Source organism: Paenibacillus paeoniae (assembly GCF_003388735.1).
Classification (GTDB): domain Bacteria; phylum Bacillota; class Bacilli; order Paenibacillales; family Paenibacillaceae; genus Pristimantibacillus; species Pristimantibacillus paeoniae.
Genome location: NZ_QUBQ01000003.1, coordinates 220,624 through 241,520, shown reverse-complemented (window position 1 = coordinate 241,520; position 20,897 = coordinate 220,624). Strand labels below are relative to the sequence as shown.

General features: G+C 52.7%; 18 protein-coding genes. 2 read left to right on the top strand and 16 right to left on the bottom strand.

Annotated elements, in window-relative coordinates; translation table 11 throughout:
- Positions 1-26 precede the first annotated feature (26 nt).
- The 11 genes from mglC to glpK form a co-directional block, all read right to left on the bottom strand.
- Positions 27-1,046, bottom strand: coding sequence for a galactose/methyl galactoside ABC transporter permease MglC (gene mglC, locus DX130_RS17430; protein WP_116047556.1), 1,020 nt, complete (start codon positions 1,044-1,046; stop codon positions 27-29).
- On the bottom strand, positions 1,024-2,580 hold the full coding sequence (locus tag DX130_RS17425; RefSeq protein ID WP_116047838.1) for a sugar ABC transporter ATP-binding protein: 1,557 nt from the start codon (positions 2,578-2,580) through the stop codon (positions 1,024-1,026). Before DX130_RS17425 ends, mglC begins: the two co-directional genes overlap by 23 nt.
- Before the next feature lie 97 nt (positions 2,581-2,677).
- Positions 2,678-3,700, bottom strand: a complete 1,023-nt coding sequence (locus tag DX130_RS17420) for a galactose ABC transporter substrate-binding protein (RefSeq protein ID WP_116047554.1) — start codon at positions 3,698-3,700, stop codon at positions 2,678-2,680.
- Positions 3,697-3,894 carry a hypothetical protein gene (locus tag DX130_RS26510; protein ID WP_116047553.1) on the bottom strand — a complete coding sequence of 66 codons (198 nt, stop codon included), beginning with the start codon at positions 3,892-3,894 and terminating at the stop codon, positions 3,697-3,699. Before DX130_RS26510 ends, DX130_RS17420 begins: the two co-directional genes overlap by 4 nt.
- A 43-nt stretch (positions 3,895-3,937) precedes the next feature.
- Entirely contained in the window at positions 3,938-4,957 is a 1,020-nt protein-coding gene (locus tag DX130_RS17410; RefSeq protein WP_240644558.1) for a substrate-binding domain-containing protein, read from the bottom strand.
- Positions 4,947-6,776: a cache domain-containing sensor histidine kinase gene (locus DX130_RS17405; protein WP_116047551.1), complete on the bottom strand. Its 1,830-nt coding sequence runs from the start codon at positions 6,774-6,776 to the stop codon at positions 4,947-4,949. The genes DX130_RS17410 and DX130_RS17405 overlap by 11 nt, the downstream gene beginning before the upstream one ends.
- Positions 6,773-8,428, bottom strand: coding sequence for a response regulator (locus tag DX130_RS17400; protein WP_116047549.1), 1,656 nt, complete (start codon positions 8,426-8,428; stop codon positions 6,773-6,775). Before DX130_RS17400 ends, DX130_RS17405 begins: the two co-directional genes overlap by 4 nt.
- A 95-nt stretch (positions 8,429-8,523) precedes the next feature.
- Positions 8,524-9,213 (bottom strand): AIM24 family protein, encoded by a 690-nt coding sequence (locus DX130_RS17395; protein WP_116047548.1) that lies wholly within the window; start codon positions 9,211-9,213, stop codon positions 8,524-8,526.
- Positions 9,210-9,728: a hypothetical protein gene (locus DX130_RS17390; RefSeq protein WP_116047546.1), complete on the bottom strand. Its 519-nt coding sequence runs from the start codon at positions 9,726-9,728 to the stop codon at positions 9,210-9,212. The genes DX130_RS17395 and DX130_RS17390 overlap by 4 nt, the downstream gene beginning before the upstream one ends.
- Positions 9,729-9,854: 126 nt before the next feature.
- Positions 9,855-11,525 carry a glycerol-3-phosphate dehydrogenase/oxidase gene (locus tag DX130_RS17385; protein WP_116047835.1) on the bottom strand — a complete coding sequence of 557 codons (1,671 nt, stop codon included), beginning with the start codon at positions 11,523-11,525 and terminating at the stop codon, positions 9,855-9,857.
- Positions 11,526-11,687: 162 nt separating this feature from the next.
- The gene (gene glpK / locus DX130_RS17380) at positions 11,688-13,184 is read right to left on the bottom strand and encodes a glycerol kinase GlpK (protein WP_116047545.1); all 1,497 of its coding nucleotides are present in this window, start codon (positions 13,182-13,184) and stop codon (positions 11,688-11,690) included.
- 237 nt (positions 13,185-13,421) lie between these two features.
- Between glpK and udk the strand changes: the two genes are divergently transcribed.
- On the top strand, positions 13,422-14,054 hold the full coding sequence (gene udk / locus DX130_RS17375) for a uridine kinase (protein ID WP_116047543.1): 633 nt from the start codon (positions 13,422-13,424) through the stop codon (positions 14,052-14,054).
- A 195-nt stretch (positions 14,055-14,249) separates the two neighbouring features.
- On the opposite strand, the gene DX130_RS17370 is transcribed toward udk, so the two are convergent.
- The 3 genes from DX130_RS17370 to DX130_RS17360 form a co-directional block, all read right to left on the bottom strand.
- The gene (locus DX130_RS17370; RefSeq protein WP_116047542.1) at positions 14,250-14,510 is read right to left on the bottom strand and encodes a metal-sensitive transcriptional regulator; all 261 of its coding nucleotides are present in this window, start codon (positions 14,508-14,510) and stop codon (positions 14,250-14,252) included.
- Positions 14,511-14,600: 90 nt separating this feature from the next.
- Positions 14,601-16,370, bottom strand: coding sequence for a sensor histidine kinase (locus tag DX130_RS17365; RefSeq protein WP_116047540.1), 1,770 nt, complete (start codon positions 16,368-16,370; stop codon positions 14,601-14,603).
- Positions 16,367-17,065 carry a response regulator transcription factor gene (locus tag DX130_RS17360; protein WP_116047833.1) on the bottom strand — a complete coding sequence of 233 codons (699 nt, stop codon included), beginning with the start codon at positions 17,063-17,065 and terminating at the stop codon, positions 16,367-16,369. The genes DX130_RS17365 and DX130_RS17360 overlap by 4 nt, the downstream gene beginning before the upstream one ends.
- Positions 17,066-17,232: 167 nt before the next feature.
- Between DX130_RS17360 and DX130_RS17355 the strand changes: the two genes are divergently transcribed.
- Entirely contained in the window at positions 17,233-18,438 is a 1,206-nt protein-coding gene (locus tag DX130_RS17355; RefSeq protein ID WP_116047539.1) for a DUF418 domain-containing protein, read from the top strand.
- A 74-nt stretch (positions 18,439-18,512) separates the two neighbouring features.
- On the opposite strand, the gene DX130_RS17350 is transcribed toward DX130_RS17355, so the two are convergent.
- Together DX130_RS17350 and DX130_RS17345 are read right to left on the bottom strand one after the other, a co-directional pair.
- A complete protein-coding gene (locus DX130_RS17350; protein ID WP_116047537.1) occupies positions 18,513-19,817 on the bottom strand; it encodes a 6-phospho-beta-glucosidase in 1,305 nt (434 codons plus the stop codon).
- Entirely contained in the window at positions 19,802-20,794 is a 993-nt protein-coding gene (locus tag DX130_RS17345) for an N-acetylglucosamine kinase (RefSeq protein WP_116047536.1), read from the bottom strand. Before DX130_RS17345 ends, DX130_RS17350 begins: the two co-directional genes overlap by 16 nt.
- Positions 20,795-20,897 lie beyond the last annotated feature (103 nt).

Here is a 20,897-nt window from a genome sequence, read left to right as displayed (position 1 = left end):
GGCTGGACGCCTTTGCACGTAAGCAGCTATTTCTTCGCCATGTATTTGCGTATATCGAACGCGACGGCTGATACGATGATCAAGCCTTTGATGATGAGCTGCCAGTACGGACTGACGCCGATGAACGTCAGACCGTAGTTGATGACGCCGAAGATAAGCACCCCCGCCATCACGCCCGGCACTGTCCCGATGCCGCCTGCCGTCGAGACGCCCCCAACTACGCAGGCTGCGATCGCATCCAATTCGTACATATTGCCGTAATTGTTTGTTGCACCGCCGGTACGCGCGGCTTCCAGCACTCCAGCCAATCCGTACAGTGCGCCGGAAATCGCATAGATCATAATCAGGTTGCGCGCCACGTTAATACCCGATACATGCGCTGCCTGCACATTGCCGCCAATAGCGTACATGTTTTTGCCGAGACGGGTTTTGTTGAAAATGACCCAGCATATCGAAGCAACCGCAATAGCGATCAGCACGATATACGGAATTGAGTAACCTCCTCCAAGATCAATATAGCCCGAGCCCCATTGCGTAAAATCCTTGCGCAGTCCGCCAATCGGCTGGGACTGATTCGGATCCATATTGAAATAGATGGAGTTGACGCCATAGATGCCGACCATTGTACCAAGCGTTGCGATGAATGGCGGCACATGCAGCTTGGCAATAATAATGCCGTTAATTAAACCCACCAAAAGTCCTGCCACAATACCGATAACGATCGGGATGCCGACCCATAGCTGCGGCAAGTCCGGAAAGAAGCGGTTCGCATACGTATCAATCTGCAGCATCGATGCCGAGATGACCGCAGTCAGTCCCACAACACGCCCCGCTGACAGGTCAACGCCGCCGGTAATGAGAATGAAAGCTGCACCCAGCGCAATAATTAACCTCGTTGAAGATTGCTGCAATATATCCCGGAGCGTCGAGAACGCCAAAAAGTTGGGATCAGCTATCGCAATGCCGACGACAAGCGCAATCAGTACAATGAAAATAGCACGCTGCGCCACATATTCCTTCACTCTAAAATTGGATTGTAAGTTCATGGCTATTCCCCTTTGCCTCCGTCCTGCGCTGCTGCGCGGCTAAGCGCATGATCTCCGCTTCCGTAGCTCCTTTGCCTTCAACAATGCCCGTTACCCGTCCTTCGCTCATCACCATAATTCGGTCGGACATACCCAGCAGCTCCGGCATCTCAGACGAGATCATGATGATGCTTTTCCCTTCCTTCGCAAGCCCTGCAATGATCGTATAAATCTCGAACTTGGCTCCGACATCGATCCCCCTGGTCGGTTCGTCCAGCAGCAGAATATCTGGCTCCGTCAGCAGCCATCTCGCCAGCAGCACCTTCTGCTGGTTGCCGCCGGATAAATTGCGAATGAGCGTACTTACCGAGGGAGTCTTCGTGCGCAGCAGCTCCACATTGCGCTCCGCTTCCTCTCTGCCCTTTCGCTCATCCAGCAACCCGAGGCGGTTCCGATATCGGCCCAGGTTAGCAATAATCGTATTCTCATAGACAGACAATACCGGGAAAATACCGGTCACGCGCCGCTCCTCCGTCAGCAGCGCAATATTGTGCCGCTTCGCATCGGACGGGGATTTGATCCGTATTGGTCTCCCATCCATTACTAGCTTGCCGGAGGCTAAGCCCCGCATGCCGAACAGCGCCTCGACCAGCTCCGTTCGCTGTGCGCCGACCAGTCCGCCAAGGCCCAATATTTCTCCGCGGCGCAGCTCGAAAGAGACGTCCTGGAATGACTTCGGATTAACCGAGCACAGCCCCTCCACCTTGAGCAGCGGAGCGCCAGGGGTATGAGTTCGCTGCGGAAATCTCTCCTTCAAGTCCCGCCCTACCATGCGGGTAATAATCAGGTCGGTCGTCAGCTCTGTCGAAGGCCACGTGCCGATGAGACAGCCATCTCTCATAATCGTCACCTCGTCGGCAATGCGCAGAATCTCCTCCATTTTGTGAGAGATATAGATGATGGAGACACCGCGCATGCGCAAGCGATTGATAATCGTAAATAGCTGCTCCACTTCATTGCCAGTCAGCGAGGAGGTTGGTTCATCCATAACAATCACTTTGGAGTTGAATGACACTGCTTTGGCAATTTCCAGCGACTGAATTTTCGATACCGACAGCGAGCCCGTCCGGGCCTTGGGGTCAATATCAAGATCCAGATCGCGGAACAGGTCCAACGTATCCTGATACATCCGCTTTTCGTTTACCAGCCTAAATGGCCCCATCCAGAACATCGGGAATCGTCCGAGCCATATATTCTCCATCACGCTGCGATGCTGCACGGGATGAAGCTCCTGATGAATCATGGAGATGCCGCTGGCAATCGCGTCCCTGGAACTGCTAATTGCCGCTTTGCGGCCATCCAGTACAATCTCTCCTTCATCCGGCTTGTAAATGCCGAACAAGCATTTCATCAGAGTCGATTTCCCGGCTCCGTTCTCCCCCATCAGCGCATGGACAGTTCCCGGCCTTACCTTCAGCGTAACGTCGCTTAGCGCCTGTACACCGGGGAACGCTTTGGAAATCCCCCGCATCTCGAGTACGTACGGCTCTGTCATCGTCATTGCATTCCCTCCACGTCAGTCGTTCTTATGCCGTCCATTGATATGAAAGGGGCAACGCCATGGAATGCCGTTGCCCCTTCCCAACTGTCATTTATTTAGCGTCGGCTACATTGTCTTTCGTAATTTTCTTATAGGCGATCCAGACATATTTGCCGTCGGTAATGTCGAAGCCCGTATTATCTTTGGTCGGCGTCTCGCCTTTCGCCAGCACATCCGCCAGCGCAACCGATGCCGCACCTTGGTTCTTCGCATCATTCAGCACGGTGCCGAGCAGCGTGCCGTCTTCCAACGCTTGGATCGCTGGAGCTGTTGCATCTACGCCGATTACTGGTATAAACTTGTCGCCATTGAAATAACCTGCCGCCTTGAGCGCTTCGATAGCGCCAAGTGCCATGTCGTCGTTATTGGCGATAACCGCTTCAATCTTGTCGCCATGAGAAGCTAGGAACGCTTGCATTTTCTCTTGGCCTTTCACGCGATCCCACATCGCCGTATCTTCCGCAAGCGCCTCTACTTCAATGCCCGCATCCTGAATGGCCTGAACGGAGAATTTCGTCCGCAGCTCCGCGTCCTGATGGCCCGGCTCGCCTTGGAGCATAACATATTGCAGCTTGCCGTCTCCGTTTTTGTCTGCTCCCGGATTCGCCTTCCAGTAGTCCACCAGCAACTGCCCGGAGATTGTGCCGGATTCCTCCGCCTTCGCTCCCACATAAAACACTTTATCCCACTTGTTCATATCCTCGGCGATTGGTTCCCGATTCAGGAACACTACTGGAATGTTCGCGTCCTTCGCTTTGTCGATAATGACGCCTGCCGCTGTACGGTCAACCGGATTAATAATCATGGCTTTATATTTTTTGGAGATAAACAGGTCAACCTTCTCGTTCTGGGTCGGCTGCGCGTTCTGGCTGTCGACAATATCGAGCGAAACCTTGCCTTCAGCTGCTGCCGACATTGCATTTCGGACGCCCGTCATGAACGTATCGTCAAACTTGTAGATGGCTACCCCCATTTTCGCACCGCCGCCGGAAGACTCTTTCCCGCCTCCGTTACTGCAAGCTGTCATGGCCAGCATCGTTGCCATCGCCAGCATCGCCCATCCCTTTTTTTTCATCCCATAGCCCCCATTTCATTCATTCGATTCGGCCGAACCGCCGACGCTTTTTCGCCCTGCCATCCGCCCGCTAAGGTCATTATGCCTGATCCCTCCATGTAAGCGAATTCAAAATTCTCATGTCTTCTAGCAAAATTCTCATCACTTTCTTCCACCCGGCCTGCTGCCCCAATCCCGCTCCCAGCTCCCAACATGTCGCCTCGCAACGAGCAGCTAAAGCAATAGTAAAAGGACCCTTCACTGAACGAATGGAAAGAGCAGCTTCTGATTATTCATCCAAAACATATTGTCCGCATTGACGACCTTCGTCCCCAGCATCGTCGGATGGCCTGGCGTCTCCTTGCCCGTCAGCAGCGCAACCGCCTGCTCCAAGCCGATATAGCCAAAACTGAAATCATTCTGTACGACAAGCTGATGAATGACCCCATCCTGAAGCAGGGACAGCTGCTCCACCTGGCTGCCGAATGCCACGATTTTCAGATTGCCCGCCTCGCCCCGTCGCTTGGCCTCATCCGCCAGTCCCAGCGAAGCACCGGATTCCAGGGCAATAGCACCGTCAATCGGCGATGCATCAAGCATACCCTTGGCTGCGTTCCAGCAAGCATCTCGTAAATTGCCGCAGCTTGCGCTCTCTGCAATTCGGATAGAAGGATGGCGAGCGAACGACTCCCGTATGCCCGCTTCTCGCAGATCCAAGTCCGGGTCCGTACGGTCGGATCGCATAATGGCCACTGTGCCCTTGTCGTCGATCAGCTTGGCCAGCGCCTCTCCCGCTTGCCGCCCGGCCTCCACATGATCGACCGTGATGGCGCTTTGTACACCCTTGATCAGTCGCTCATCATTAAGCGCCACAACTGGAACGCCTTTTGCCGAAGCCACCGCCGCGAGTTGCTCCAGTACGTGCTCATTGGCGGGATCGATCAGGATAGCCGACGATCCCTCTTCAACCATCCGTAAAGCGGCAGCCAACTGCTCGCTGGCATCCTCATTCGGCTTGAAGGAAGCGTACTGCAGCTGTATGCCAAATTCCTTCGCTGCCGCTTCTGCGCCAAGCCTCATCGCATCACCCTGCTCGCCCGCATGCACCGGTGCAATAAGCGCAATGGTATGCGCAGGCGGCTCCGGCTTGCCAGAATCGATATCGGATGTCAAGCATCCCGTCAGCCCTGTAATCCATATTGCCCCTCCCATTAAAACAGCTGTCAGGCGGCGCCACGGCCTATAGTGAGGGCATTTCTCGCGATTGCTAGTCTTCATGGACAATCTCCCCCTCCGCCTGATGCACGGCAGGCATTCGAATATGTACGACCGTTCCTTCCTCACGCTCGCTTGTATAAGACAAGCCATACCGTACACCATAATACAGCTGAATTCGGTCATGCACATTGCGCACCGCTACCCCGGATCCCCCGCTAGAGGCAGAACGCACATCCTCATCCCTGCTCTCGCCAGGCTCCAGCAGTCCCGCAAGCTGATGCTGCGACATGCCAACTCCGTTATCGGCAACCTCCAGCACCAGCGTCTCCCCTTCCAATCTCGCCCCAATCCGAATCGTTCCTTCGTCAACCAAATATTCAATGCCATGAACAATCGCATTTTCGATCAACGGCTGCAAGACAAGTTTTAACGTATAGCAATCCAGTACCGATTCCTCCGCTTCAATCTCGAACTTGAATTTTTGCTTGAATCGCATCTGCTGGATCGTAAGGTAATGTCGCGCATGCTCCAATTCCTCGCTGACTTTAATTACGGTCCTCCCTTTGCTCAGACTAATCCTGAACAGCTTGGACAGTGATGTAATCATCGTAATAATGTCCTCGTTTTTGCTCATGCCGACCATCCGCACGACCGAATTAAGCGTATTGTACAAAAAATGCGGATTGATCTGCGCCTGCAAAGCTTCCAGCTCATACTTCCGCTTCGATTCCTGCTCTACAATAATTTGCCGCATCAGTCCCCGAATCTTGTCCAGCATGAGATTGAAGCGGCTCGACAGCTGGACGACCTCAAGCGGTCCACGCAGCGGCAGCTCCACATCGAAGTCCCCCCGCTCTACAGCTTTCATCGTCGCACCCATTCGTCGAATAGGCCGAGCAAGCATGGAGGCAAGCAGCATTGAAATTAGAATAGACAAGACTAGAACGATCACCACAACCTGAATCAAATAACGGTTCATCTCTTCCCGGGTTGTCATCATTTCGTCCAAATAAGCTACACCGACGACCTTCCAGCCGATGTTATAGACCGATCTGACAGTATTGAGCCGTTTTACGCCATCCACCTTATCCATATAGCTACCGCTTGATGTAAGTGCCTTCTCCACGTTTTCATTTCGCAGTCCCATATAGATCAATTGCTGCTGCGGATGGTAGACAATATTGCCCGCTCCCTCGTCGATAATATAGACGTACCCCCGTTTGCCCAGACTAATCCGACTGCTCAGCTCATCAATTTTTTTGAAATTGATGTCCACAAGCAGCACGACATTCATCGGCTTGCCTTCCTTCTCGATTGTGAGTCCCTTGCTCATCGAGACGACCCACTTGTAGGTACCATCGTACAAGTTCTGAACATGAGGCAGCGAAAAGCTCAAATGATTGGATACCCGCATCGCGGAATGAAACCAGCTTTGCGCCGATACACGCGCGCTTGGACGAACTGGAGCCGCAGGATGATTGCGAAGCAGCTCGCCCTGCTCATCGAATAACGCAATCGAGACTACGTCATCCCTGCTGCTCATCAAAATATCAAGCTGCTCGGCCACCTTCTCGTCATCCCAGGAAGCTCCGACCAGCATATGCTGTTCGATCGTCCGATAGAGCTGCGCCATGCCGTCCACGTAATCCTCCAGGTTGTAGCCAACCTGATCTACGATCTGACTTGTGCCAAGCAGCACATTCTCTTCTGCTGTGCGCGAAAACTTGTTGTAGAGCAAAACGGCGGCCAACATCACGATAAGCAGCAAACACAGGGAAAATGACCACATGATGATCGATTGGATGCTGCTCGTCCGAAGCTGGTCCCGCCAACGCTGCAGCCCCAGATGGCGCAGCAGACTCAGGCATCCACTTTTCATGACGATAGCTCTCCGTGGTTCGCCTCGGGGCGGCTGCGGTATTCCTTCGGCGATATGCCGAGCCGTTTTTTGAAGCAGAAGCTGAAGTAATTGGGATCGGCGAATCCGACCCGCTCAGCGATTTCGAATGCCTTAAGCTCCGTCTCTCTGAGCAACGCCATAGCCGCCTCCATCCGTATATGCATCAGGTATTGCCCGAACGTCATACGCGTCTCCTTCTTGAATACGCCGCTGAAATACCCCGCGCTAATATGCAGCATAGCGCATACCTGTTGAATCGACAGATCGGGATCTCCGTAATGTTCCTTCGTATAGAGAATAGCCTTCTCTACCAAGTCCTTGTAGGTGTATTGGCGCTTGCTCGCAATCGCTTGCAGAATCCGAAGGCAAATGTCATGGAACCATAGCTCCATCTCCTGCATCCCCGCATACCGGAACAGCTCCATATGCAGCTGGAAGCTCTGCCCGAACAGGTCATCCAGCGCAAGTCCCGCATCCTGAGCCGTGCGCCACACGGTCGTGCATACCTCCAGCAGATATACTTGAATATCACCGTAGGCATAAGCATATTGGGCCGGCTCTGCAAAGATAACCGATACCGCCTCCCTCAGCTCCGCTGGCGTGCCAACCTTCAAGCCTCGAATGAGCGCGCTCGCCTTCAACTCATCAAGTCGCAGCTTCTTGCCAATACGATGCTCCATATCTCCGATATAGATAACTTTGCCGGAGCCTAGCACCAGCCGGTAATCAAGCGCAAGCAAAGCATCCGAATAGGAGTCCTTCAAATGAGATAAATCTGTCGTGACGGAACCAACGCCGATTGTTGTCGACAGCTTCAAGTAATGGCGAATGCTTCGTACAATATTGTCCAGCGTCTCGCTCATTCGTCTCTCCCACGCTTCTCCTTCGCATTCGCTGTCTATGCCAATAAGCGCCACGCTCTCCTGATGGATAAATACGTTGCCCAATTGACCCGCATCCCACCATTCCCTGACGATATTCAGCATCGCTTGCAGCATCAGCTCCATATCGCCAGAGCCGCGAAGCGAGTCGGAATCGGTGGCCCTCTCGCCATCCTCTCCGTGATGAAGCGCCAGGACTGCCGCAGCATATCCGCTTCCCTTCAATCGTAAGCCATAGCTATGCGCCTTCTCCTCAATGACGGACCTGGACAGCTTACGCGTAAGCAAGGAGGCAAGAAACCCTTCTCCGAGCAACGGCAAGCTGGTGCGGTAATGCTCCTCCAGCCGATGTATATCCTCCCGCTCCGCCACCTCGGCTTCAATCCGGTGCTTGATCTTGTCCAGCAATTCGGAAAAGGTATCCGAAGAGAAAGGCTTAAGCAAATATTCATCTACGCTCAATCTGACCGCTTGCCTCGCATAATCGAATTCATCGTATCCCGTAAGAATGACGATCTTCACCAGCGGTTGATGCTGGCGCAGCCAATGAGACAGCTCCAGTCCGTTCATGAAGGGCATGCTAATATCGGTAATGACGACGTCAGGAGCAAGTCTCTCGCATAGTTCCAATGCTTCTTGACCGTTCTCGGCCGTACCGACAATCGTAAAGCCATGCTGATCCCAATCAATCTCTCCGAGCAGCCCTTCTCTGACATCGGCTTCATCGTCGACAAGCAGAACCTTGTACATCTCAGCTTCCCCCTTCCATCTCATTCAATCACTCAACTAATTGGAATCGTTTACATATTGATGTAAAACATTATTATTCATTCCATGCAAAAAATCTATTTGATATATACACTGCCGAATGGAAGCACTTCTCTGAGCAGCCGCTTAAACCAGCCATCGCCTGTCAGCTTGTCCTGCAAGCCGGAATCGCGAGATCCGGTCTGAATGAGCACAGGCCCCTTCCCCCGCAGCTCCCATTGCACGTTCATATGCTGGCTCGCCAGAGAGTTGCCATAGACGGACAGCTTGATCTCCGCATCCTCGGGATAGGCCACCAGTGCGCTCTTGTCAACGAAGAGCGGCCGCTCGGGATGAAGCTGGATCGCCGCCAGATCGCCCGCAGTCAGTACACCGAGCGTACCCGGTCCGCTGAATTTGATTCGAATCAGTTCTCTTGTAATCCAGGCCGTTTTCCATTTCAAAATTTTGCTCTTGAAGGTCATGCCGTCAGAGAACATCGCCACATGGCGGAAGTCAAACAGCAGGTTGCTGTCCTCCGGAATTTCAATCGACTCCAGTGAACAGCCGGGAGGAAGACCTAGCAGGAACTCGCTTGTCCCTTGCAAGCGGGAGCGAATCCACTTCCGCTTGCGATACGCGCCGCCAATATTCATAAAGCGGTCTTCTCGGCTGCGCGGCTCGCCCTGATACGCAACAATGGACTTGGGGTGAAGCACATGCAGAGCATCTCCCTGATCCAACTGCACCCGCACATAGCCGATCGGCGAAGGCGTGGTGATCTTCATGGCAGCATAGCCTCATGACCATGGCCGCTGCGTCTCTGCTTGCGCCATACGACGAAGCGCCATATTCTGACCGACAAGGCGTAAGCTGCAAGGACGGCAATGAGCGAGACGGCAATAAGGATCGCCTTGCTGAATAGCGATTGCTTCTTCGCTTCTGCTGCCTCCATCTGGGCAATCAGCGTCTGATTGTCCAGCTTCAGTGCTTCATTATTCTTCAGCAATTCCTCCTGCTCGGCGATTAGGCCTTCTTGTTGAGCCAGCAGCGCTTCTTGCTGGGCAAGCAAATCCGAAGCTTGCTGGCGGGTAAGCTCAAGCTGCTCGCGCTGCGCCTCCAGTTGCCCTTCCAGCATCTGCTTGGTGGACTCGTACTGACCCTTCAGCTCGGCCAGCTTATCCGGCGCCTGATAGATGTCCTTCAGCCGGTCGAACATACCAGCATGCGCCTTGGAGGAGGCCATAGGGAACGATATGATGAATAGCAATAATACGATTATGATAGCTTTGGTCAGTCTCATGGGAATCACCTGCTTCTTGGAAGAGATGGCACGAAAGATATTCGCACAGTTTATTCCCTTATTCTATCATATTTTTGTCGATTGCTGTCATTTGAAAGATTCCAATAATAGAGAAGTTTTTGGGTGCTATTGTGGCGATGGCATAGTTGCCGATTCCAAGGCTATATCCAGCTCTCTCTCATGCGATGCCATGTCGGACCTGCTCCAGCCAAGCTCGTCTCCCATGGCATGCAATACAACGGACTTCCATCTGCGCACCTCATGGATATCAAAGTAGAGTAATCCCGTTCGGCGGATATAGAAGTCGACTGCCTTCACCGTCATCTCCTCCCTGATCGAATAGAGAAGCTGAATAGCCAGCTCATTCGGCAAGCCATACTTCCCATGCAGCTTCACCGCGTCCGGGTACATTCGCCATAAGGCATCCGTATTCGAGCCGTATCGACGAGTCAATCGAGAAGCTGCTGCTCCGTCCAGTCCAAGCGCGATGCCCGCAGCTGTCTTCCCCGCCACATATGCCTCGAAGCCCTCCGACCCGCCTGTATCGCCTCCGGAAATCGGCATCGCTTTAGTTCGGCTTGGCCCAAAGCCCGAAGCGCCTGCTGCCTGTCCCAGCTTCGCCGCTCGATCCACGACCGCTTCCGCCATCTTGCGATAGCCGGTCAGCTTGCCCCCGGCAATGGATACAAGGCCCGACGCGGAGACGAATATTTCATCACGCCGCGAAATTTCCGACGGGGACTTTCCTTCCTGATGGACGAGCGGACGCAATCCCGCCCAACTGGATTCCACATCCGCTGACGTCAGCTTTAGTGTCGGGAACATGGCATTTGCGGCTTTCAGCAGATAGGTACGATCCTCCTTCGTCATCGTCGGATTCGCTGTATCCCCCGCATAATTCGTATCCGTAGTGCCTAGATAGGTCTTGCCTTCGCGTGGTATCGCGAATATCATGCGTCCATCCGGCGTATCGAAGTAGACGGCTTGGCGAAGCGGGAACCGAACGCCGTCGAACACCACATGCACGCCTTTTGTGAGATGAAGTGTTTTACCTCCTCTGGAGCCGTCCGACTCCCGTATTTCATCGACCCACGGACCGGTTGCATTGATGACGATTCCCGCCTCCACGCGGAACAGCTCTCCGCCAATGACATCTCGAATTGTCGCTCCGGCGAGCTTTCCGTCCGAGCCGTGCCATAGCTGCTCCGCCTTCGCATAATTGACAGCCCGCGCGCCGAGCGAGACGGCCTTCTTCATCACTTCAATCGTGAGTCTTGCATCATCCGTCCGGTATTCCACATAAAGTCCGCCGCCCTTCAGGCCCATTCGCTTCAATAGCGGCTCTCGCTGCAAGGTCGTGGTGCTGCTGAGCATCTTGCGGCGCTCAGCCTTCTTCACTCCTGCCAGGAAGTCATAGAAGCGCAGCGCCATCGACGTCGTCAGCTTGCCGAAGCTGCCCCCTTGGTAGAGGGGCAGCAGCATCCGCTCCGGCGTCGTCACATGCGGGCCGTTCTCATAGACGACCGCTCTCTCCTTGCCCACTTCCGCGACTACCCCAATCTCCAGTTGTTTCAAGTAGCGCAATCCGCCGTGAATCAGCTTGGTCGAGCGGCTGGAGGTGCCAGACGCAAAGTCTTGCATCTCCACAAGCCCCACCTTCATTCCCCGACTTGCGGCATCAAGCGCAATGCCTGCCCCCGTAATGCCTCCGCCGATCACGAGCACATCCAGTCGCTCTTCTGTCATTCCTTCCAGCATTCGCAGACGACTGTCCGCATGAAAAGTCGTTCCGCCCATTCTTTCATTACCCATCGTATTCCCTCCTGTCACGCTCCTATTAGCATATGGCTATCCCTCTACTTTGCCGCCATCACCTATTCCCAAATATAAAAACCGCAAGCGTCCGTCATGTTCTTCTGGAACAGCGGAGAACCCTGCGGCTTCCTCTAACCTATATCTTCAATGCTGCGAAAAAGCCATGGCAGCACGAACAGCTCTCTTCCAACCGTCGTACAGCTCTTCTCTACGTAAATCGGCCATATTCGGCTGGAACAGCCGATCCACTTGGCGCAAGGAGGCGATCTCCTCGCGGTCCTTCCAGAATCCGACCGCAAGTCCAGCAAGGAACGCTGCTCCGAGCGCGGTGGATTCCCCGATAACCGGTCGTTCGACCGGCACGCCGAGCAGATCGCTCTGGAATTGCATAAGCAAATCGTTGGCAACGGCCCCGCCGTCTACTGCCAAAGTACTCAGCTGAAGGCCGGACTCCTCCGCCATGACAGACAGAACATCCTTCGTTTGGTAGGCAAGCGATTCCAGTACAGCTCTGACAAAATGCGCTTTGCTCGTACCCCGTGTGAGGCCGAAGATCGAACCTCTAACATCGCTGTTCCAATAAGGAGTACCCAGCCCGACAAAAGCAGGCACGACATAAACTCCTTCCGTCGACTCCACTTCGGCGGCAAGCGTCTCCGATTCGGCAGCCGATTCGATCAGCTCCAGTCCGTCACGCAGCCACTGAATAGCTGCCCCTGCGACAAAGACGCTGCCTTCTAGCGCATACTCCAGCTTGCCATCGATCTCCCATGCGATGGTTGTCAACAGCCCTTTCTCCGACAGAATAGCCTTCTCTCCGGTATTCATCAGCATAAAGCAGCCCGTGCCATACGTATTTTTGGTCGAGCCGCGCGAGAACGCATTTTGCCCGAACAAAGCCGACTGCTGGTCGCCTGCCGCCCCGGCTATCGGAATCTCCTTGCCGATCACCGATATATCCAGCTTGCCGTACACCTCCGAGGAGGACTTAACCTCCGGCAGCATGACTGCAGGGACACCAAGCATAGCGAGCAGCTTCTCATCCCACTGTCGTTCATGAATATTGAACATAAGAGTCCGAGATGCGTTGGAGACATCCGTCACATGCACCTGGCCTCCGGTCAGCTTCCAGATCAGCCAGGTTTCAATCGTGCCAAACAGCAGCTCTCCTCGCTCTGCCCGCTCACGCGCTCCCTCCACCCGCTCCAGCAGCCACGTAACCTTCGTGCCGGAGAAATACGGATCGATCAGCAGACCTGTCCTCGCGCGAATCTCATCCGCCCAGCCGCCTGCGCGAAGACGCTCGCAAATGTCGGAGGACTGCCGGGATTGCCACACGATAGCAGGATGAATCGGCTCTCCAGTCACTTTGTCCCACACCACCGTCGTCTCTCGCTGATTCGTTATCCCGATCGCTGCGATCTGGTCTGCGGTCACGCCGTTCCTCTTCAAGACGTCCTCCAGCACTCGTGTCGTAGATTCCCATATGAAAGCGGCATCCGCTTCTACAGTACCTGGCACCGGGTAGCTCAAAGGCAACTCTTCTTGCGCGATGGACGCGATGTTCCCCTTCCGATCCACCAGCAACGCCCGCGTGCTCGTCGTCCCCTGATCGATCGCCAACATATATTGTTGATCCATTCAGATCCCCCCATCTATAAAACGCTTACAATCCTGTTATAAAAGGTATACCTTATTTTACAAAACTTCAAACCGTATTTCATCCGCCTCTATTATTCGATTTTCGTTGCGGCTCCTGCAAGCAAATACGAGCAGAAATCCGTTCCCTATTCATTACGGGGATGAAAACAATGGCGGGCTGTGCTACAATACGAAAGTTATAAACCGAATATTGTCCCAGGAGGCTTCACTACGCTCATGCTTATTATAGGAATCGCAGGCGGCACAGGATCGGGCAAAACGACCGTCGCCCGCTCTGTTATCGACAACCAAGGAACCGATAAAGTAACATTTATCTCGCAAGACAATTATTACAAGGAGCAATCGCAGCTAAGCATGGAGGAGCGGGAAATCGTGAATTACGACCACCCTCTGGCCTTCGACAACGAGCTGATGATCGAGCATCTGCTTTTGCTGAAGCAAGGGCAGCCCGCTTACGCTCCCGTCTATGACTTTACAACGCATGCCCGGTTCAAGGATCGGCAAATCGAGCTTCTCCCGAGCCGCATCGTCATTCTGGAAGGTCTGCATGTCTTGTTCGACGAACGTCTGCGTGAGCTTCTTGATATTAAAGTATTCGTCGACACCGATCCGGATGTTCGTATTCTGCGCCGTGTATTGCGTGACATCGAGGAGCGCGGACGCACGATTCAATCCATTCACGATCAATATTTGAACACGGTAAAGCCGATGCATGAAGCTTTCATCGAGCCTTCCAAAAAGTACGCGGACATTATTCTGCCGGAAGGCGGACATAATCAGGTCGGCATCCAGTTGCTCTCTATCTTGACGGAAAAATATTTGAACGGTGACCGCGTTTGGAGCAAATAACGCCCGCCCTATGGATATGTGGATGAAATTGTTGATGATCTGATAAAACAAGTTATACACATGTTGATCATTTATTTTCAACGAAAACAAGCGCAGACTGTTGATAACTTTTCTGAATCGTCAGATTACAAACTAGAAGCCCCATGTCGCTATTCGGCGCATGGGGCTTCCATATGTCAACAATCCTTGACGTGATTAACGGCTTTTGACTAACAACTCTACGGCTTCCTTCACCAGCTTACTGGTATCTCCGCCCTTTTCTTTCTCTTCTGTAATACATTGCTCCAAATTATGTGCGACGATATAAGCCATAGCCTTGTCGGCTGCGCTGCGCACGGCGGACAATTGAGCAACCACGTCCTTGCATTCCTTGCCTTCCTCCATCATTCGCAAGACACCGCGAATCTGGCCTTCCATTCGTTTCAATCTTCGCATGACGCTCTCGTCGTACTCCATGTCACACTCTCCAGCCTGTTTGGAATCGTATTTCCGAACCATATACCCCTAGAGGTAATATAGCTTCTCCATGCCGGAATAGCAACTGCATCAGCTAACATTTGATCCCAGCAGAATCGGAAGGGAAATGGTTACCGTCGTGCCGCGGCCAACCTCGGATTCCGCTTTAATCGTGCCGTTATGCGCAAGAACAATCGACTTTGCGATACTCATGCCTAACCCTGCGCCTGTCTTTTCCTCTGTATTGGTACCGCGATAGTAGCGCTCGAACAGGTTCAGAAGCGTCTCCTCATCCATTCCGATGCCGTCATCCTCCACCGTAAGAACAGCATAATCTCCCGACAGTGCCACACGTACCGTAATGATCGTTCCTTCCGGATTATGCCTGACGGCATTAATCATAATATTGTCCAGCATACGGGCGAACCACTTATCATTGGCCAACACCCGGATTGACGTCGTCTCACTCTCTTCATTCTCGTATTGGAACGTTGTGCCTTCCATCGTCATATCATTGACGTAATTAAGTACAATCCGTCTGACGAATTCCTGAAGCTCAATGGGCTTCACAGTAAAGGGAACTTGCTTGTTCTTGAGCTGGAACGCCAGCGAGAAGTCCTGAATAAGATCGATCATATAATCGCTTTTATCCCGGATCGTGCCGCCCATCTCTTTCAATTCCTCCTCTGTAAAGCTATACTGCCCGCTCTCCAGCAGATGACCGTATCCTTGAATAGAGCTGAGCGGTGTCCGCAAATCATGAGAGATGCCCGTCATCCATTCCTCGCGGGTCTTCTCCAGCCGGGTACGGTCTTGCTCCGATGCATGCAGCCTAGCCGTCATATCGCTAAAGCCGTCGATAACTTCCTTGTACAGCTTATATTTGCCCCGCAGCAAGCCATTCTTACGGTAGATTTGCTTCCGATCCTTCTTCGACACCGTAGCATCATACTGTCCTTTGCCAAGTCGCTCGAACCAGTCGATGAACAGCAGCAATGGTCTTCCGTACCGATAACCGTGGTAAATGGAGAATACGAGCGTCGTCAACAGAACGACTCCTCCAAGCGAAACAAGGATGATAATTAAACTCTTCATGAGCGGATACTGGACATACTCTCCATTTTTGCTCTCATGGAGAACCCAATAGGTATGGGATTCGGGAACGGCATAAACCGAGACACTGGTCGGATAGCTGCCCTTCGCCTCTTCCATCATCAATAGCTCAAGCGGATTGTACGCTGTGCGTTCCATCGGCAAGCCGACCGACAGGCGCACCTGACCATCGGTAGTCATGACTTGCAACGTACGACTCGATGCCTTCAGCTCTTCATCCAAACGCCCCAATGCGCCCTCCTTGACCATGCCGTCCTTCGCATACTGATCATACAGATTCTGCAAATCAATAGCGCCTTCGTTCATATACCCTAACATAAAAAGATAAGTATTCTCATTCAGATACGTATCATCCAGAGACATCAGGACATCGTATGTGCCGAATCGTTTCGTCTTCTGTATAGTAAGCAATTCACCCGATCCATACGATTGAGGCAGATCATCAGGCGCATTAATCGACTTCGTAACTTGCCCTTCGGAATTCACCACCTGAAGCCAGTAATGCTGCTCGACGAGCTGCTTCTCCCACCTCGCTGGCACATTGGCTTTACCCTCATTCAGGTAAGTTTCTATAATAATCAATTCCAGCGCTCCGACTGGAAAACGGCGTTTCATATCTTCGTTAATCATGGACTGGGACATGACAAACAGGACTGCCAATACCCCCAGCAGTACAAAAACGAACAACAGCAGCATTTGGTAGGTGAAGTGAAGAGTAAGCCTTCTCTTCACGTTTTGCTTCTTCATAGCTGTTTACCCTTCGCCAGCTTGTAGCCTAGACCGCGCATGGTGAGCAAATGATTCGGCTCACTTGGATTGCGCTCGATTCTCTCGCGGATTTTACGAATATGCACCATGACGGTGTTATCGTCCCCGTCACCCTCCAAGCCCCATACCGCCTCATACAATTGACTTTTGGAGAAAACAATGCCCGGACTTTTGCATAGAAAAAGCAGCAGCTGATAGGCCATAGCGGGACAAGCCACTTGCTGACCTTCCACGATCAGCTCTCCAGCCGCATCATCAAGGACAAATCGTCCGAAATCATAACGCTGTCGCTGTTTATCCTCGAATACGACCTGTACAGCCGGCACGCTTCCCCGGCGCAGCCTGGCCTTGATCCGGGCCGCAATCTCCAACGGGTTAAACGGCTTCGTCACATAATCGTCTCCGCCTGTCGCAAAGCCGGTTAATACGTCGAGATCAGAAGCTCTCGCCGTCAAATAAATAATATGGGCATCCGAAATCTCCCGGATTTTGGGACATAGATCAAATCCGGTCTGATCCGGCAGCATAACGTCTAGCAATATAATATCGGCGCCATGCTTCCCAAGCAACTTCAATGCATCAGTTGCATTATGGGCCGCGTACAATTGTCGGAAGCCCTCCTTGCGGAGCGTCATCTCCAATAACTTTGTAATAGCCCGCTCATCATCTATCATCAATATTCTCGCATTCGATACATCCACTTTGAATCCCTCCTGAATCTCATTCTACTATAGAAACCTTAATTTCCGTTGAACGGATATCGATGACTTAAGCAAATAATAAGGCTTACATAATCTTCCGATAAATAACAACTCCTATAATGGACTGGAGGTGATGGAAAATGATTCGAAAAACAGGAAGACAAAGCATCGTCGATGAAATCCGCGGCATGAGCCTGTTAGGTATCCTTTTGGCTAATATGCTATTCTTCCAATACGGCATGTGGGGTCTGGAGGAACTATCGTTATTCGATTTATCCCGCGCTGACAGCATAGCTCATACACTACTGAAAATTTTGATTGAGGGCAGCTTCATGCCCATTTTCGCCTTTCTATTCGGCTATGGCATGCTTAAGATGATGGAAGGACTTGAGGCCAAAGGAGCCAAGTTCAGAAGAGTGCTTGTGCGGCGGGCTGTGATGCTGGCTTTGCTCGGGTTAGCTCATTCGCTCCTGCTATGGGAAGGCGATATTCTGATGTTTTACGGATTCATGAGCTTATTCCTCTTGCTATTCCTGAAACGCAAAGCAAAAACCGTCCTCATATGGGGGATCGTACTGCTGACGCTGCTCAGCCTTGGGGGAATCGGCGCAACGGACTCTGCTAGCAGCACGCTCATCGATAAGAGCAAATCAGAGCCATATGTACAAAAATCGGTCGAGGTCTATCAGAACGGCAGCTATTCAGACATACTCCATTTTCGCAACAATGAGGAACCTCCCCTTGAAGCAAATAAGGTCTTGTTAGTCTTCATTGCTCTGCTCGTTCCACTCTTGACCGCGCCTATGTTCTTATTCGGCATGTATGCCGCCAGAAAGGGCTGGTTTCATGAAGCCCAGACCAAACGTTCCTTCTATGCCAAATGGGCGGTTATCTTCCTGATCGCAGGGCTTATTATGAAGTCACTTAAGTATATTTGGCCCCATTTCATTCTGAGCGGCGTAGGTGAGATTAGCGGAATGACAATTCTGGCGATCGGCTATTTAATGGGCTTTGGGTGGCTGCTCTCCCTTGGCAAAGCGGCATCCTTGCGGAAAGGATTCGAGGCGGTCGGTCGATTGTCGCTCACCAACTATTTGATGCAGACCGTAATCTGCACAACGCTGTTCTACGGGTACGGGTTAGGCTGGTTTGGCAAGCTGGGCATCCTGGCCGGCATAGGGATTGGCATCGCAGTATACATCGTTCAGTGGCTGGGCAGCGCGCTCTACTTGAAACGGTTCCGCATCGGTCCCGTCGAGTCGCTGCTTCGTATGGGAACATACTGGAGCTGGAAGGGCAAGCTGAAGCAGCGCCCATCACAAACGGGCGCCGATATGAAGGTCTAATCATTTAACATACAAGAGAAACCAAAAAGACGATCCCTCCCGGACAACAGCCCGACAGCGGATCGTCTTTTTTGTTATACCTTAAAGAAACGAGGCAGGTACGCTTTGTTTCTCTCCAGCATCTCTTCTAGCAGCGCCTCCGCCACATTAGCAGAATCCGTCAGCGGATGACTTGCAAGCGCAAGGAGCGCCTTCTCTTTGCTGCCGGTTATGGCTGCTTCAATTGCTAAGCTTTCATAGGTTTTAACGGCATGAATAAGGCCCTTCGTTCCTTCCGGTACCCGCTTCACATGAACGGGGGACGCACCCTCGCTTGTAACGACGCAATTGACTTCAATCGCCGCGTCATCGGGCAAGAAGTCCAAGGTGCCGCCATTGCGCACGTTCAACGTCTGAATATCGCCCGTATTGTTGTAGATGGAATGCATCAGCTTGACTGCCGCCTCCGAATAATAAGCGCCGCCGCGCTGCTCCAGCTGCTTCGGCTTCTCCGCAAGCTCCGGCTGCTTGTAAATCTCGAACAGTTCTTCCTCCAGCCGCTTCACCGTAGCCGCGCGATTCTCGCCCCTGGCTGCGGCTGCCTTGCCCTCCTCAACCATCTCCCGGTGCAGATAGAAGTATTTTAAGTAGTAGGACGGAATCGCTCCCAGTTCCCTCATCAGCGTGTCGTTCCAAGCTAGCTGAGGCACGTTGGATGCGGAGTAGGAGCTTTGACGATCCAGCAGCTCCTCCAGCTTCGACTCGCCGTCGATCTCAATGCGGCTAATCCAGTGCAGATGGTTAAGGCCCGCAAACTCGCAATAAATGCGGTCAATCGGTACGTTGTACAGGGACGAGAGCCACTTGTACGCCGCAATCGGCGAATTGCATAGTCCAATAGAGCGAATTCGGGAATGATTCAGAATCGCTTCCGTCACCATGCCCGCAGGATTCGTGAAGTTCAAAAGCCACGCATCCGGGCAGAGCTCCTCCATGTCTTTGCATATATCCAGCAGGACGGGAATCGTACGCAGCGCCTTCATCATTCCTCCAGCGCCAGTCGTCTCCTGTCCGAGCATTCCGTATTTGACCGGGATTGACTCATCCCATCCTCTGGCTTCGAGCTGCCCTACTCGCATCTGTGTAGAGACAAAATCCGCTCCCTCAAGCGCAGCTCTCCGGTCCAGCGTAAGCTCGATACTAATCGGCAAGCCGCTTTTCTCGACCATGCGTTGTGCCAGTGCCCCTACAATTGCAAGCTTATGACGCCCCTCCGGTATGTCTACAAGTACAATCTTGCTTACCGGAAATGACTCATGCCTTTGGATAAATCCTTCTATTAGCTCTGGTGTATATGAAGAACCTCCTCCGATGACTGCTACCTTTAGTCCGTTACCCATTCGACGTTCCTCTCCTTCACCGATAGATGATTCACTAGGTTCTCATAAACCTCTGTGCCAATGCTCGATTCTTCTCTATCCATTGCAAGCAATAACGCTCCCGCAGCCGGTTCCAGCTCCAATATTTGCAGACGACAGTTCGGAGCCACTTCTTTCACTTGCCGCTCGATGAACGGCATAACAAATTTTCTTTCTCCACGGGTCAGTATGCTGCCAGCCAGCACGACATCGAACGTGTCTGCCTCCATGTTCAGCTTGTGGATAACGGCACTGGCCGCACGGCCCAATTCCACGCCTTGCTTCTCCAGTATGGAGCGGGCAAGCTCATCATGTTCTGCTACCTGGAACAGCAGCTTCGCCAGCGTATGAGGAGCCCTCTTGCCTTCGTCCAAAAATCCGTGGAACATGTCTGAGACACTTTCATATCCGACAGCAGCCAGTACTAGTTCTGTTAGAGCGGTCGGCTTCTCTCTGCCTTCCCATGAACGAACGACGCCGCGGAATACTTCCCTCGCCAATTCCCCGCCTCCGCCAAAGTCTCCGAACTCATAACCAAATCCGCCAACTTGCAGCTCTTCTCCCCAAGCATTAGCGCCATAGCAATTTGTCCCGCTTCCGCAGATCAGTACGACGCCATCCGATTGTCTTGTTCCTGCGCGCAACCCAATAACGGTGTCACACACGATCCCATGTTTGCGATAACCCATCGATGCAATCATGGGTCTTAAAATTTGAAAGTCCGCTTCCCGATCCGCGCCAGCCAGACCGAACATCGCATACGCGATATCTTCCTGCTTCAGACCGGCTTCAGCCAAAGCTATCGAAGCCGCTTCCCGTATATTGCGATCAGCAAGATCTACACCAAGCTGATGATTGCCACAGCCGCTCTTCCCTCTTCCCAAGATGCGGCCTGTTCCATCCGACACGACAGCGAGCGTCTTGCTTCCGCCGCCATCCACACCCAAGTAATACGTCAAGTATGATCTCTCCCATACCACCTGACTGATGAAGCCGGCTCCATTGGCTCACATGCGCTCGTATCCACATGATCCCCCAATGTACGCCGGCCTCAGCCAGGGT

Excerpts from the sequence above, each read along its gene's own strand:
- mglC (WP_116047556.1), bottom strand. The coding sequence starts at position 1,046 with ATGAACTTACAATCCAATTTTAGAGTGAAGGAATATGTGGCGCAGCGT.
- DX130_RS17425 (WP_116047838.1), bottom strand. The coding sequence starts at position 2,580 with ATGACAGAGCCGTACGTACTCGAGATGCGGGGGATTTCCAAAGCGTTC.
- DX130_RS17420 (WP_116047554.1), bottom strand. The coding sequence starts at position 3,700 with ATGAAAAAAAAGGGATGGGCGATGCTGGCGATGGCAACGATGCTGGCC.
- DX130_RS26510 (WP_116047553.1), bottom strand. The coding sequence starts at position 3,894 with ATGTTGGGAGCTGGGAGCGGGATTGGGGCAGCAGGCCGGGTGGAAGAA.
- DX130_RS17410 (WP_240644558.1), bottom strand. The coding sequence starts at position 4,957 with ATGAAGACTAGCAATCGCGAGAAATGCCCTCACTATAGGCCGTGGCGC.
- DX130_RS17405 (WP_116047551.1), bottom strand. The coding sequence starts at position 6,776 with ATGAAAAGTGGATGCCTGAGTCTGCTGCGCCATCTGGGGCTGCAGCGT.
- DX130_RS17400 (WP_116047549.1), bottom strand. The coding sequence starts at position 8,428 with ATGTACAAGGTTCTGCTTGTCGACGATGAAGCCGATGTCAGAGAAGGG.
- DX130_RS17395 (WP_116047548.1), bottom strand. The coding sequence starts at position 9,213 with ATGAAGATCACCACGCCTTCGCCGATCGGCTATGTGCGGGTGCAGTTG.
- DX130_RS17390 (WP_116047546.1), bottom strand. The coding sequence starts at position 9,728 with ATGAGACTGACCAAAGCTATCATAATCGTATTATTGCTATTCATCATA.
- DX130_RS17385 (WP_116047835.1), bottom strand. The coding sequence starts at position 11,525 with ATGGGCGGAACGACTTTTCATGCGGACAGTCGTCTGCGAATGCTGGAA.
- glpK (WP_116047545.1), bottom strand. The coding sequence starts at position 13,184 with ATGGATCAACAATATATGTTGGCGATCGATCAGGGGACGACGAGCACG.
- udk (WP_116047543.1), top strand. The coding sequence starts at position 13,422 with ATGCTTATTATAGGAATCGCAGGCGGCACAGGATCGGGCAAAACGACC.
- DX130_RS17370 (WP_116047542.1), bottom strand. The coding sequence starts at position 14,510 with ATGGAGTACGACGAGAGCGTCATGCGAAGATTGAAACGAATGGAAGGC.
- DX130_RS17365 (WP_116047540.1), bottom strand. The coding sequence starts at position 16,370 with ATGAAGAAGCAAAACGTGAAGAGAAGGCTTACTCTTCACTTCACCTAC.
- DX130_RS17360 (WP_116047833.1), bottom strand. The coding sequence starts at position 17,065 with ATGATAGATGATGAGCGGGCTATTACAAAGTTATTGGAGATGACGCTC.
- DX130_RS17355 (WP_116047539.1), top strand. The coding sequence starts at position 17,233 with ATGATTCGAAAAACAGGAAGACAAAGCATCGTCGATGAAATCCGCGGC.
- DX130_RS17350 (WP_116047537.1), bottom strand. The coding sequence starts at position 19,817 with ATGGGTAACGGACTAAAGGTAGCAGTCATCGGAGGAGGTTCTTCATAT.